Source organism: Dysgonomonas sp. Marseille-P4677, from assembly GCF_016652235.1.
Lineage (GTDB): Bacteria > Bacteroidota > Bacteroidia > Bacteroidales > Dysgonomonadaceae > Dysgonomonas.
Genome location: NZ_JAEPKU010000111.1, coordinates 1 through 14,180 on the forward strand (window position 1 = coordinate 1; position 14,180 = coordinate 14,180).

Here is a 14,180-nt window from a genome sequence, read left to right on the forward strand (position 1 = left end):
TTAACATTTTATTTGTTCAAATTATATTTAGCTAAAAAATCCATTAACATATATTTTCATTTATTGTTTTTTATAAAACTTTTCTCTGATAAAGGGTGTAAGTTTTTTGAATTATACCATTTATGTTACTACCATACTCTTTTCCAACTTTCAAATAGAATAATATCCAATTACTCCATTCTATCAAATAGCAACAAATAATCAATATAATTTATCATCAATGCAGTTTGAACATTTTAATAAAACAAATAGATCATTGATTTTGTTCAGATTTAGCCAAAAAGATACTTGAAAAACAATCTAATTATAGTGAATGTTAAAATAGCAGAGATCGATAAACACAAGACTTTAAGTATTATCAATCATCTATATAGGGAAGTCGGGAAATAAATATCCCTTAATATTTTGACTATTAAATACCCTACACCCAGTCCTTTTATTATAAACAATTGACAGAGAAATGATATATACTAAAAATAACAGAATAATTATGGAAGGATTTGGTATTATTTGGTCGGTTATTATAGGTATTCTTATCGGAGCCATTGCCACCTGGTTAGTAAAAGGTAAAGGTTTGAGTATAGTTATAAGTTTAATAGTGGGCTTGCTCGGTAGTTTTTTAGGAAGAAGAATCTACTGCTTACTTGGGTTCGACATTGATACTATATTGGAGGTCCTTCTTATATCCACAATAGGTGCTATAGTGCTATTATGGATGTTATTTCTTCTTATGAGAACAAGAAACAGAGATTAATAACATACAATATTAAAGAATTATGAAAAAGATAGTTTTAAGTGCGATGGCTGGTATTATAGCTGGATATTTTTTCCGCAAAATTCAAGATAAAGCCTTTTTCGAGCAAATGAGTAATAATATAAATGGATTCAGTTTCAGAAGGAAAAAGAAAAAATAGAAGGCCGAAATTATATTAGATAAAAAAAATAATTGAATTGAGAAGTGGGGGAAGGTTTAATATTAATAATTAAAAAAAGGAAAAGGAATGAAAACTTCATTTACTATTGTTTTTATGTTATTCGTTGGTTTATTAATGACTGGTTGCCAAAATGATAATTTAGGTCTTGATGAAGATACACGTACAGAAGGAAAAACATCCGTAAAGTTCGAACTGGACGCAAGCACCATCGGTTATGATGTCGTTACAAAAGCAACACAATTCTCACCAACTTACACAAAAGAAGGGTTTAGTATTTATGCTTTCCGTCAGGTTGCTGAAGGTACTGATTATGTATTTGAAAAAACAGTAAGCCTTGCAAATCTCAGCTATTCTGCTACTTCTAAAAAGTTAACAGGTAGCGATCTATTGACTATCGGGGTATATAAGTTCTTACCCGTTTATGGATTGGCAAACCAATCAGATTTATTAACTATTCCTACATGGAATGGCTCGGTATTAGGAGATAACTATACTATCGGATATAATGCAGGCAGTGGCTTATCTGAGATATTTCTACCGGTAACCACAGGAAATACTGATGCGCTTACATCATACGAAATGGGGTTAACCAGTACAACTAACCCGACAGTACAGGCTAAACTACAAAGAGCAGTTTCACGCGTTGATATAATGTTTATCAAAGCTATGAAAAGTACAGGGGAAGAGGGTGAAACAATATATACAGAAACGCCCTATCCTGATGGAAAAGATGTATTCGGCAAAAAAATGATCAAAACGGTACAACTTCGTTATAAAGGGCTGAACAACCTGATGAGTTTTTTCGGAAACAACCTGACCACAACTCCTTCCGATGCTAATATAAATCTGGATCTTTCAAAGAATATAATTCTGATAGGTGAACATCCTACCGAAACCACTATAGGTAAAAATACTTATCTAAATTATGATAACATCAGCTCCAATGATCTTATTTACGGTGGCGCACATATTTTAGGTAATTTCTTATTACCGAATAATAATACAGACAAAACGACCTCATTAGAGCTATATATCGAGCCAGAGGACGGACTAGGTAGAACAATTAACATAAGCTATGACGATGAACATAAATTACCTGTAGAACGCAACAAGGTAACTATCGTCAAAGTATACGTTCTGGATGAAGATCCTGACAATCCGGAACCTCCAATAGTGTTTACCACTAAAGTTAATTTCGAAGTTGAAATAGAATCTGTTTGGGACGGGAGCAATGAAGTAACGGGAGAAATAAATTAAAAACAGGAAACCAAAATTAAGTTAAAAAGTCTTCCTAAAACAGATTAAAACCGAAACAATATGAGACATTATAATACAATATGGATGTTAATAATCTTGATGTTAGCTTGTAGTAACGAAAGTGAGCTCATACAAAATAAATCTAACCTGAATAGTAAAGATGGGAATATAACATTTCTTCAGGAAAGAGAAGGTGTTTCGGTTTTAATCTTTAGTGAAAACAGCAACGATTTCAAATATATTAGAAGTATTATTTCCGGTTGGTCTACAGATGGTAAAGTGTCGACTCAATTATTTTTTGGTAAATATAGGTTTTTGTTTATAAGATCAGCCGGGATAAATACTTCTTTTTCAGTTGATACGAATACTTCTTTCGAGGATATAAAGATTGTAGCAAAAAATGATCCCCTGAATGAAAACTATGTTTTACCTGTTGACGAGATCTGGTTGCCCGAAACAAAAGAAATGGCAGAAACAATTTATACAATAACAGGTGAAACTACTGTCTACAACAAACTAACTCGTGCCGTAAGCCAAATAGTTATTCATTTAAAACGTGGATCGGTCGAAAATGGGGAAATAACAGAATACCCATTCCCGGAAGGGATAAATATTACAGAAAACATAAAAGAAATAAAGCTGGATATAAATGGTGTGGGAGAAGCTGTGAATTATATAGGTGGTATCGGTTTTACAAAAACACAGGAAACTTTGCAAGAATCAAGTGAAATTACAGAAGATGGATTTACGACGTTTCAAGGTCCATTTGTATTCCCTCCGGCGACACAAGACCTAACAAATATCGGTATTTCTATTATCCCTGCCGATGACAAAGCCTTTGCTGAAATAAGAACTTCTGTCAGTGGACGTTTGGCACGGAATAAGAAACTCGAAATAACACTTCTTATGACTGAAACACATCAGCTTATAGACATAATTGTAGATACAAATCCTATCACGGAAATATCTCAGGGTGATTCAGGGATATGGGAGTAACAGAACTTAAAAGAAAAAAGATGAGAAATAGATTTACGCAGTATATACTATTCTTCTTTATTAGTATAGCCTTATTTTCATGTACTGATAAAGAGTATGAGGAGGACGGCAACAATACTGATATTAACCAAGTACCGGTTATAGCCACCTTGGCAACGGAATTATTGCCGGAGAATCTGATATGCACGATGTATGTTTTCGGAAAATCTGTTTCAGATGCAGAAGACGGATATATGCTAAAAGAAGTGAAAATACTTCATAATACGGAACAAAACAGCTTGAAGTTCAAAAACAGCGAACTGATCAGCAATTCTTACCGTTTTTTATTTGTCGCTACTCCATTCAATGCACAAGAGATAGGCTTACTCAAATCTGATGGAGCTGCTTTGCAGATTGGAGACAGATGGGGCAATATAATGATACAATCGTTTAATCCGATAATATCGGCAGACAATTATCAAGGAGTTGTAGACAAAACAGGAAATGAAATATTAGACGGAAAAACAATAAACTGTACACTGACAAGACTAGTAGGGCAGGTTATATTTGATATATATAAGGTCGCAAAAGAAGGAGATCTAACAATTAGCCAAGATGTGAATGCTCCGCATTTTACCGTACTTGACCGGGTTTTTAAGATAGAAATAGAATATAGCGATATGACCAAAAGTGCAGCTTATAATAATGAAGAGATAGTACATCAGGATATATGGGACCAATCTTATTTACAGGTCATAGAGCCACAATTATACGCAAACAATAATTTCAAAGCTGATGTCTCATGGTTGGTAGAGAACCTGACATTCTCGGAAGAGAAACAAGGTAGTGCGCATATTAAAGGCATTTACTGTATGCCATCCAATGGAAATTTGAAAATAAGGCTTAAATTTTATTTCTACGACACAACCCCGTTTTGTGGGCTAGACGAATCGCATTCAAGCAGCTGTTTCGAAACAAAAACAATTGTATTGAATTTACCTAAAACAGGAGCTACACCGTTAAGTGTAATTCCGAACCACTACACGCTTAATACAGCAAAAATCAGGTATGACAGAATTATCGACATAGGAACAAATTCTTCTTTCGAGTTTGACAGTTCATGGAATAATGATAATAACTAAAAAGATCCGACTATCGCAATGCAAAAAATAATAGTATTACTCAGTATAGCTGTATGGATGATGTCGTGCCAGCAGGACGATATAGGTATAAATACAGAAAGAGATAATAACGAGAAAGATGGTATACCTGTGAAGATATCATTGTCTGTGGAAGATGCAATAGATAATCAGACAGGATATGTACCAATGACGATGAAGAGAAACGACGATGAAATCAAGTTGAAGATATCCAACATGTATCGAGTAATTATAATGAAAAAAATTGGGGATGAAATAATCATCGATTCGCTAGCTACAAGTCTTGTCGATAAATCGAAACAAAGTTGGATATCTATCGGATTCAAAGCTGGTGAAAATCTGAACGATCTTTCACTTGTACTTACTCCCGGAGAATATTATATATCGGTTTTTACAGGATTTAATTTTCTTGAATGGAACTCACATATAAGAAAAGGCGGTATTGTTGCTAATAATTCATTAGATGGAACTCATACCTATGCCTGTACGTACGAAATAGGATCAGATAGTTATTCCAATAGAGGTATAAAATATCTGGGGGAAGAAATTTTCAGTGGAACAACTCATTTTACAGTAAACAAAACTGAAGATTTACACTCGACTTCCAATCCTCAATTAGATAATATGAAGATTGTACTTAAACGAAACGTAACCAAATACAGGATTATATTACATGATTATGTCGATGTTGATCCATACAATTCTTTCTTTAGTAATTACTCCCCTCCTATAATACGGGCCGACATGGTTGCCACTGAAGGAAAGTTTGTAGATGGTCTAGATATCTGGGGCAATCCTTGGTATAATCCGGAAGCACCTACAAAAGAGATGGGATATTGTACAGAGGCATTGGTTAATATGATTCCGATAGAAGATGATGGAAAATATTATTTAAGTACACCGAATGCCAGAGTCTATGCTCCTTATTTCTTTTCGAAAGAAGGAGACAACGTAAAAGTTCAGCTGTCTAATTTCAGAGTAAATTTTGCTGTCAATCAGCGGTATTACAAATATTCGGGGACTATAGAAGCAACACTTCTCCATAATAATATAGACGGTATAATATTCAGGCCTGGGACGGAAACAGAAATAATAGAGGGATCACCTCCTGCAACCAATTTAGTATTGGAGATGGATGGAACAAAGCCTAAAAGTCCGTTAGAAATATTCAATAGCTATGCAGAATTTAATTTTCTTCAAATTCCTTAGTATTATGACTTATAGTATAAAAATAATTGGAATATTGTTACTGATCACTTTATTTTCAAGCTGCTTGAAAGACGGAGAAGACCTATGTCATTCGGTTGGCAGTGTAAAAATCGACCTATTTGTCGAAAAATTTCGCAATCAATCTGACAATCCTCTTGATGATCGGGAAGATAGTTCTCTGGGCAGAGTCAATCATTTACGCTATTTTATCTACAAAGAAGGACTACTATATGAACAAGGTATAATTGATAAATTCACTAAAACTTCTGGTCCTTTATATTCTTTCCTATTGTCTGGTTTAGATTACGGAAACTACAATATCGTTTTTGTTGCTAATTGCACAAAAAAATCTCTACGTGGAGATTCAACCAATATAGAGAACCTTCTACTTACTTTCCCAGGATGTGAAGATACGGAAGATTTCTTTTCTGCTGTATTCCCTTTTTCAGTTGATTCTGATAATATGATGGAGTATGAAGTCGGATTAAAACGAACACATGGAATTGTGAGATGTACTTTCAACAATCTGCCTAATAATATTTCAGATATAGAGATAATTATGAAAAACGTTAACATGGAATATTGGATAGCAGGTGATTATAAAGTAGCCGGCGAAGCATCTCGAAAATATTCTCTGACTGAATTAAAAGACGAAACGGTTAATGGTGATTATATTATCGGAACATTTCCAACCCCGATAAACGAAAAATCCATTTATTATCTCAATATATACAAAGAAGATGAAGCCACTCCCTATATAAGCCAAATGATAACAGATGATTTTGAAATTAGAAGAAACCAACTGTTAGACATATCCGTAACATTTAATGACGGATACCTTAGTTTCGAAATCGATATGGATAGCGACTGGGATGGCCCCTCATCCGGCGGCGAAGTAGGTATAGAGTAATAAAAGCAATTATAAAGAAATATATAATGAAAAAAGAAATTTTAATATTGATTTTAGTAATATACTCAATGTCGGTTTTTTCACAACATGTTGGAATAAAAAACAATCTTGTATATGATGCAACATTAACTCCCAATATAGGATTTGAAATCGGGCTAAGTAAAAAGAGCACCCTCGACCTAAATGTCGGTTACAATCCATTTACATTTAGTGATCATAAAAAGTTTAAACATTGGTTAGTACAGCCAGAATACCGCCTTTGGCTTTGTGAAAAATTTAATGGTACATTTTTCGGGATTCATGCTCATGGGGGCGAATTCAGTGTGTCCGGCAAGCATCTTCCATTTGGCATATTTCCAAACCTGGAAGGCTACCGATACGAAGGTCATTTCTATGGAGGAGGCGTTAGTATCGGCTATCAATGGATACTTGGTAAACATTGGAATCTGGAAATATCAGCCGGTGCGGGATACACCCTTTTGGACTATGATAAATATAACTGCCCCGATTGCGGACCTAAATTAGATTCAGGACAACATAATTATTGGGGACCGACCAAAGCATCTATCTCGTTTATTTATCTCATTCACTAAATACAGCTAATATGAAAGAAATATACTTATTCATTCTTGTTTTCTCAATGCTTGTGCCTTTAGCAGAAATAGATGCACAGGGAACCACCTCTAGCGGAATAAAGTCTGAACAAGCTCAAATCACCAGAGATGGAGATAATATACAAATAGCACTGAGAATTAATATAGAAAATATAAACCTCGATTCTCAGGAAATGATAATTCTTACTCCTATGGCAATAACAGCTGATAGTGTGGTTATACTCACATTCGAACCGATAGTGATAACCGGATCAAAAAGGAGAAAAGCATTGGATCGAGCTTTAAAGTTCGGCACATATAAATTTCCAACCTCTCCTCAACTAATAGTGTCTAAAGATAGTGAGCAATACATCCCTTTGAATCTTACATTACCTTACAATCAATGGATGCATGGTAGTACTTTGGCATTTCAAGAGGAAAAAATAGGATGTGCTTGCGAAAAAGGATATGCCGACAATTATGGTGTGGCTCAGATCTTGCCTCCGTTATTCAATCCTGAATATATAGTTTCTTATGTAACTCCCGCAGCAGAAGATATAAAAAGACGGAGCGATACCTATAATGCCCGTTTAAATTTCAAAGTAAACAGATTTGAAATATTACAGGATTTTGAAAACAATAGACAAGTATTATCAGAAGTAGCCAAAATTATAGAGGAGGTACAAGCCGATCCTAATCTTACCGTATCAGAATTTCTTATCACAGGATATGCATCACCGGAGGGTAATTCAGAGCATAACACAACCCTTTCGGAGAACAGGGCCAAATCCTTTGTCAGCTATTTGAGCAATAATCATTCAATAGCACCTTCAACCATTCAAATAGACTGGAAAGGAGAAGACTGGCAAGGACTAAGAAATATAGTCGCAAAACTAAATATAACAGACCAGCAGGAAATACTGGATATTATAGATAATGAAACAGATATACAAGTACGAAAGAATAAACTAAAACAACTATCGGGCGGAGAAACGTATAGGATGTTACTTCATGACTATTATCCTCCACTTCGTAGAAATGAATACACCATCTCTTACGTTGCCCGAAGTTTTAGTTTAGACGAGGCTAAGGAACAAATAAAGAATAAACCGCAATATCTCAGTCTTAATGAAATGTATTTCGTTGCCAATTCATATCCTAAAAACAGCGAAGAATTTAAACATGTTTTTGAAATAGCGACCCGTATATATCCAAGTGATCCGGTTGCACGGCTTAACTCGGCAGCTTTGTCTTTAGAAAATAGCAACATTGATACTGCTATAAAAGAGCTGGAAGCTATAGATCTACCCGAAGCGTGGAATAATTTAGGGGTAGCATATATTCAGAAGAAAGAATATCAGAAAGCCAACATTTATTTTGATAAAGCAGCCAATGCCGGATTGGATATTGCAACATATAATGCAGAGCAACTTTCAAAATGGTTTGTCACACAGAAAATAATAGAGTGACATATAAAAACATATGCGTCCACATATATTCAAATATGTATTGTCTGTAGAACCGGAGTATTAACTAAAAGATTGTTATTATGAAATTGGGGTTAGATATTGGTTATAAAAGCATGAGTATGGCTATAGAAAAAGACAATAAGATTCTAGATTTTATAGACAAACCAATATCCAATATTAAGAGGGATTGTAATAGAGCTATAATGGACAAGATATTAATGTCTATTCATAGTGTCGGCAAATCCAATATAAAAAGTATCGGTTTGAGTTTACCATCTAAGATTGATGCGAAAAAAGGAATAATGTTTGACATAAATAACATCCCATATTGGAAAGGAATGGGTCTAAAAAAAATATTAGAAGACGAATTTAACACGAAAGTTTGGATTGATAATGATGTTAATTGTTTTGCCTTAGGCGAAAAATATTATGGTATGTGCAAGGGACTTAAAGACATTGCGTGCATTTTGTTAGGACCTAATGTAGGAACCAGTATTATTGTTAATAATAAAATATTCTATGAAAATAGAAATACATTTTCTAATGCTAAATGTTTATCGTTTCCTTCTTATGATTGTGTCCGTATATACAGAAGCAGCTTTGTACGTACGATGGAGGATCTTAACTTTTTAATCAGAAGTTATAAAGATGAAATGGCTGATGATTCCGACCATGAAATATGGAATGAACTAGGTTCTTTAGTCGGAAGACTTATATCAATTTTGTTGTGTAATTACGATCCTCAGGTTATAGTATTAGGAGGTGATCTAGCTAAATCTTATGTCCTCTTTTCTGAAGCAATGGATAAATATTTAGAAAAATTCATCCATCCACAAGTTTTGTTGAATATGATAATTTTTGCATCTATCGCTGATCATCAACAAGCTTTAGGTGCTATTTCAATGTCTAAAAGACTAATATTAGTATAGAAGATTACTTGATATGAGGGTTTATCCAATATATCATCGTTAATAATTTACATTAGGTATTTATATAGTTTCATCAGGGGATATCCACATAAACCCATTAAAGTTTTTTGTAAGTAATTTCTTGCAAATAGGGGGTGGTACATATATCTCCAAGAGCCCAACAATAGCTATAATTAGCTTATATATAACTTATTATTATAATTAAAAAACAGATTTTATGAAGAAAGGACTATTGTTAGCAGCTTTTATTGCTGCTGTATTGAGCCTATCCGCTCAAACTTCACAATTCAGGTCACCTCAAGCCAGCGACTTCGCTGTAGTAGGCCATGTAGGATATCAAACCGACTTTGAAAGATTTGGCATTGATCTTCAAGGACGTTATAATCTGATGCGAAACATCCGTATTGCACCTGATATAGCATTCTACTTTCCCAAAGATAAGGTAACCGGATTAGATGTTATGCTGAATGCTCACTATGTATTCTACTTCCCTCAAGACCGGTTTTCAGTATATCCATTAGCCGGTTTTGGTATGCAAAACAATTTCTACGGAAAACAAACTGTAATAGTTGATGGTGATGAAGTGAAGACCGATTCTCATAGCAGCACCGATTTTGCTTTCAATCTGGGCGGTGGTATCAGTTATCAGATAAGCCCGCAAGGCTTTCTTAATGCAGAAGTAAAATTCATGCTGGGAGATAATGATAATGCCTCTATTATGTTAGGGTACGGATATAGATTCTAATATTTATTGTAAGATATTAATTAACAGAATAAAGAGATGAGAAAGATTAGTTTTTTATTCCTGTTCTTATTAATAACAGGAATGATTTTATCCCAGGATAAAGACGGATTCAGTACCGATTTAGGGAAAAATACAACATTTGTGAAAAATGGCTTCTGGGATAACTGGTTTATTGGTGCAGGAGCAGGTGCTAATATATACTTTGGTGATCATGATGCTGACGCGAAGTTCTTCAGGCGATTGACTGTAACTCCTAATTTCCAACTAGGGACATGGTTCAATCCATATTATGGCGGTCGGCTAAAATTAACAGGAGGTACGAATATTCATACATTTAACGAGAATGCTAATTTGATGAGTCGCCAAAGGTATGTAGGTGCAGAGTTGAACTTCTTATGGAATATGACGGACTATTTATGTAATTATAATGCTAAAAGGGTATATAATTTTATCCCCTATATAGGTATGGGATGGGCATACACATGGGATTATAAGAATTTTCCGGAAAATTTTGACATACCTCATCATATCAATAGTGCAACCGTAGATTTAGGTATTATACACCGTTTTCGTTTTTCAGAACGCGCTGCTCTTGATATTGAAATGTCGGGAAAATTGATGCGGAATAAATCAGATTTAAGAACAGACAGCAAAGGCTATGATGTACTGGGAACAGTATCTGCCAGTCTGGTTTTCAATATCGGCAGTAAAGCTACTTTTACGGAAGCTATTATAAGAGACCAACGTGAAATCGACGAACTGAACAATAAGATCAATGCTCAGCGTATGGAGATAGAACGATTAGCACAGCGCCCGGAGGTGGTGTCACGTCCCGAACCTACAGTAGTTGTAAAGGAGGTAATAAAAGAAGTGAATCAGGAACCTGTAAACAATGTCGTTTTATTCAACATTAACAAAACTAAGGTTGAACCACATCAGGAAGTAAATGTATATAATGTTGCCAAATATCTACGTGATAACCCGAATAGTAAAGTCCGTATTGTAGGATATACAGACCGAGCTACAGGCACTCCTACCATCAACGAAAAACTTTCCAGAGAAAGAGCTCAAAATGTAGCCGACCTGATTATAGGTAAATACAGTATCGACAAAAGCCGTGTCAATATACAGTGGGAAGGACAGGCAAATCCCCCTTTCAGTGTAGATGAATGGAATCGTGCGGTTATCCTTTATATAGAATAAATAAATAATTATTAAATAAAAATAGATTATGAAAACTCTAAGATATATAGTTCTTCTTATAAGCGTATTATTTGTGTTCCAAATAAATGCCCAGGATGTCCCAAAGGAACAGCTAACGGATAAATGGATATTAAAGATCATTAATAATCGTCCGGCAAGCGAACTGTTTACAAATAAGACGCCTTACATCATATTCAACTTTGATATTGAGCAAATATCGGGAAACAGTGGTTGTAATATGTTTAGTGGTAAGTTCAACTATGGAGGTGGCAAATTCGAGGCACCCAATATAGAATCAGGAAAAAATATATGCTCGGGAAGCAGTGACGAAACTCAGTTTTTCAAACTCTTAAATAAATCGTCAAAATTATCCATGATGAATGGAGAACTTATATTTACTCAGGATGATAAACCTGTATTGATATTTTATCGTTCCAAACCATTAAGCTCAAGCGATCTCATTGGTGTTTGGAAATTACAAACTATCGACGGAGACAATGTCAAAGTAGATGCTTCGCTGCAAATCCCTACATTAGAATTTAATTTCCCGGATAACCAAGTAAGCGGCAATACGAGTTGTAATACCTACAATGCGTTGTTTTTTCTTTCGAAGAATGTACTTGAAGTTCAATCTTTAACCACAACCAGAATGGTTTGTGATAAAATGGATATGGAACAAGAGTTTGTCAAAATTTTCAATGGTCGTATGGATATTAATCTTGAAGATGACATACTGGTTATAAGAAAAGACAATAAAGAGCTATTGACATTTACACGCTAAACTAAATCTCTTTAAGAAATGAAAAAAATATTAAGTTTATTGTTTGTTGGTGGAATATTATTTTCATCGGTTTCTTGCAGCGAAAAAACTAAAAAGGATACAGAAAATACATACAAAGATGTAAAAAAAGAAGTGAATGAAGCAGCCGACAAAGCAGGAGACAAAATAGAAAAAGGTAAAGATAAAGCCAAAGATGTCTGGGACGAAACAAAGAAGGACATGAAAAGAGATGCTGATACTGTTAAAGAGAAGATCAAGCAAGTGGCTGATACTATTAAAAAGAAACTTTAGTGATAAATAATTCTTACAATTATGAATAAAGCTCCGACTTATTTAGATGATCCGCATTTAGGCCAACAAACAAAGGAATATCTAAAAGTTCTCAATGCCGGGAATCAACCAGTTGAATCACTACCCATTATAGAAGCGAGGAAAGTGCTGGAAAATATTCAGTCGTCAGTAGAGGTGAACTTATCCGGTATAGAAGAGGTTGAAAAAAAAATAACCAAGATGGATATTCGGTAAAATTAAAGCTTCAATGGCGTTGTTCACGACTGGGGAATGCTTAATGGCTATTCCCGATTACCTGAAACTTATTCTTTGATAGAAATATCTGCAGCAATGCTTAAGTACCATCTTCGATAAAAAGATATGTGGATCGACACCTTTCTTCTATATACAGATAGTTAATGAGGTAATGATCGTAAAGAATTGTATTATTAATTTAAAAGTTAAATGATTATGAAAAAAATGCTTTTTATGATTGCCTGTATCATGATTACAGGTGTGGCGATGCAGTCGTGTAGAAAAAATGACGACGTTTTGAAAAAAGATGTAGATAGAGTTATCCAAGGACGTTACAACAGCACTATAGTTACTTCGGTGAAAGACAGAGTCGTGATACTAGATGGAACAGTAGAATCACAACAAGAAAAAATGTCTGTAGAAAATGATGTAAATAACGTAAAAGATGTAAAAGGTGTAGTAAATAATATTACGGTTCGCGAAAGCGACATTACTAGTCCAGAACCTGTAATAAATTCGGACGATACATTTAAATCATCAATTGAATCGAAATTACAATCAGAGGGGTTCAAAGAAGTCAAAGTTGAAGTCAGTAACGGTGAAGTCACTCTTAGTGGCGACCTAAAGAGAAGTGATTTGATCAAGGTAATGCAAATCGTAAATGAATTCAACCCGGTAAAAGTTATAAACAATATAAAATTAAAATAATGATGAACTTACAAAGTAAATATCGCAAAGTTATAGACTCTGCTCAAGAATCACAGATTGAAGATCTTTCGATTACCGAAAATAATGAAGTATTATATATTTCTGGAACAACAAGCGAGTACATAAAAGAAAAATTATGGGATCTATATAATCAGATCGATCAGGATATGCGATCAGGGGATATGGTTTTAGATATCAAAGTAAAAGACGAAAAACCTGAAGACGAAGAAGGAGAGATAGAAGATTCTCAGTTTTATGAAATTAAATCTGGAGATAGTCTAAGCAAGATAGCTGAACTTTATCCGGGATTGACATGGCAAGAATTATTTGAAGCCAATAAAGATGTAATAAAAGATCCTGACATCATATATCCCGGACAGAAGATTAAGATTCCTAAATAGCCAGCCTTGTCAATTTTAGATGAAACCTATTTTGTTCAAATTATAAAATAAATGGTTATGTCGAAAGATGATGTAGGAAATAAATCAGGAACTATCTGGTTATTACTTTCGGATAAAGGTAAATTATCTATAAGAGAGATCGGAGAGTTTACTAATTGTAAAGATTCTCTTATTTTTTTAGCATTGGGCTGGTTATTAAGAGAAGATAAAGTTCGGATTATTGATATGAACGGCGTTTTACATGTCGAGTTGAAAAAATGTGTATCTGAATTATATTACTAAACGAAAATATGTTCACATTCTTTTTACAGACTACATTCATTAGGAAGTAGATAACTTCCGCTAAGAGGTATAGAGATAATCTCTATACCTCTTTATTT

The 14,180-nt window shown here is 34.3% G+C and carries 18 protein-coding genes; all 18 read left to right on the forward strand.

All coding sequences use genetic code 11. From position 1 onward, the window contains the following. Positions 1 to 490: 490 nt before the first annotated feature. The 18 genes from JGH11_RS15370 to JGH11_RS15455 all read left to right on the forward strand — a co-directional run bounded on the left by JGH11_RS15370 (position 491) and on the right by JGH11_RS15455 (position 14,082). Complete coding sequence (locus tag JGH11_RS15370; protein WP_201113317.1) at positions 491 to 754, forward strand: GlsB/YeaQ/YmgE family stress response membrane protein; 264 nt, start codon at positions 491 to 493, stop codon at positions 752 to 754. A 22-nt stretch (positions 755 to 776) separates the two neighbouring features. Next, positions 777 to 914, forward strand: coding sequence for a hypothetical protein (locus JGH11_RS15375; RefSeq protein ID WP_201113287.1), 138 nt, complete (start codon positions 777 to 779; stop codon positions 912 to 914). A gap of 87 nt (positions 915 to 1,001) precedes the next feature. Beyond that, positions 1,002 to 2,192 carry a hypothetical protein gene (locus JGH11_RS15380; protein WP_201113288.1) on the forward strand — a complete coding sequence of 397 codons (1,191 nt, stop codon included), beginning with the start codon at positions 1,002 to 1,004 and terminating at the stop codon, positions 2,190 to 2,192. A gap of 60 nt (positions 2,193 to 2,252) precedes the next feature. Next, a complete protein-coding gene (locus JGH11_RS15385; RefSeq protein ID WP_201113289.1) occupies positions 2,253 to 3,188 on the forward strand; it encodes a hypothetical protein in 936 nt (311 codons plus the stop codon). A gap of 20 nt (positions 3,189 to 3,208) precedes the next feature. Next, entirely contained in the window at positions 3,209 to 4,309 is a 1,101-nt protein-coding gene (locus JGH11_RS15390; RefSeq protein WP_201113290.1) for a DUF5031 domain-containing protein, read from the forward strand. An 18-nt stretch (positions 4,310 to 4,327) separates the two neighbouring features. Further along, the gene (locus JGH11_RS15395; protein WP_201113291.1) at positions 4,328 to 5,536 is read left to right on the forward strand and encodes a hypothetical protein; all 1,209 of its coding nucleotides are present in this window, start codon (positions 4,328 to 4,330) and stop codon (positions 5,534 to 5,536) included. A 4-nt stretch (positions 5,537 to 5,540) separates the two neighbouring features. After that, on the forward strand, positions 5,541 to 6,446 hold the full coding sequence (locus JGH11_RS15400) for a FimB/Mfa2 family fimbrial subunit (RefSeq protein ID WP_201113293.1): 906 nt from the start codon (positions 5,541 to 5,543) through the stop codon (positions 6,444 to 6,446). Positions 6,447 to 6,472: 26 nt separating this feature from the next. After that, on the forward strand, positions 6,473 to 7,039 hold the full coding sequence (locus JGH11_RS15405; protein ID WP_201113295.1) for a DUF3575 domain-containing protein: 567 nt from the start codon (positions 6,473 to 6,475) through the stop codon (positions 7,037 to 7,039). Between the two features lie 11 nt (positions 7,040 to 7,050). After that, positions 7,051 to 8,508 carry a DUF3868 domain-containing protein gene (locus tag JGH11_RS15410; RefSeq protein ID WP_201113297.1) on the forward strand — a complete coding sequence of 486 codons (1,458 nt, stop codon included), beginning with the start codon at positions 7,051 to 7,053 and terminating at the stop codon, positions 8,506 to 8,508. An 80-nt stretch (positions 8,509 to 8,588) separates the two neighbouring features. Beyond that, positions 8,589 to 9,437 (forward strand): ROK family protein, encoded by an 849-nt coding sequence (locus JGH11_RS15415; protein ID WP_201113299.1) that lies wholly within the window; start codon positions 8,589 to 8,591, stop codon positions 9,435 to 9,437. A 217-nt stretch (positions 9,438 to 9,654) separates the two neighbouring features. After that, positions 9,655 to 10,182 carry an outer membrane protein gene (locus tag JGH11_RS15420; RefSeq protein WP_201113301.1) on the forward strand — a complete coding sequence of 176 codons (528 nt, stop codon included), beginning with the start codon at positions 9,655 to 9,657 and terminating at the stop codon, positions 10,180 to 10,182. Positions 10,183 to 10,218: 36 nt separating this feature from the next. After that, positions 10,219 to 11,385, forward strand: coding sequence for an OmpA family protein (locus JGH11_RS15425; protein ID WP_201113303.1), 1,167 nt, complete (start codon positions 10,219 to 10,221; stop codon positions 11,383 to 11,385). Between the two features lie 28 nt (positions 11,386 to 11,413). Beyond that, the gene (locus JGH11_RS15430) at positions 11,414 to 12,166 is read left to right on the forward strand and encodes an META domain-containing protein (RefSeq protein WP_201113305.1); all 753 of its coding nucleotides are present in this window, start codon (positions 11,414 to 11,416) and stop codon (positions 12,164 to 12,166) included. A gap of 18 nt (positions 12,167 to 12,184) precedes the next feature. After that, positions 12,185 to 12,457, forward strand: a complete 273-nt coding sequence (locus JGH11_RS15435) for a YtxH domain-containing protein (RefSeq protein WP_201113306.1) — start codon at positions 12,185 to 12,187, stop codon at positions 12,455 to 12,457. 21 nt (positions 12,458 to 12,478) lie between these two features. Then, on the forward strand, positions 12,479 to 12,691 hold the full coding sequence (locus JGH11_RS15440; RefSeq protein ID WP_201113309.1) for a hypothetical protein: 213 nt from the start codon (positions 12,479 to 12,481) through the stop codon (positions 12,689 to 12,691). Between the two features lie 216 nt (positions 12,692 to 12,907). Beyond that, positions 12,908 to 13,399 (forward strand): BON domain-containing protein, encoded by a 492-nt coding sequence (locus JGH11_RS15445; RefSeq protein ID WP_201113311.1) that lies wholly within the window; start codon positions 12,908 to 12,910, stop codon positions 13,397 to 13,399. Next, positions 13,399 to 13,800 (forward strand): LysM peptidoglycan-binding domain-containing protein, encoded by a 402-nt coding sequence (locus JGH11_RS15450; RefSeq protein ID WP_201113313.1) that lies wholly within the window; start codon positions 13,399 to 13,401, stop codon positions 13,798 to 13,800. The genes JGH11_RS15445 and JGH11_RS15450 overlap by 1 nt, the downstream gene beginning before the upstream one ends. A gap of 57 nt (positions 13,801 to 13,857) precedes the next feature. After that, a complete protein-coding gene (locus tag JGH11_RS15455; protein WP_201113315.1) occupies positions 13,858 to 14,082 on the forward strand; it encodes a winged helix-turn-helix domain-containing protein in 225 nt (74 codons plus the stop codon). Positions 14,083 to 14,180 lie beyond the last annotated feature (98 nt).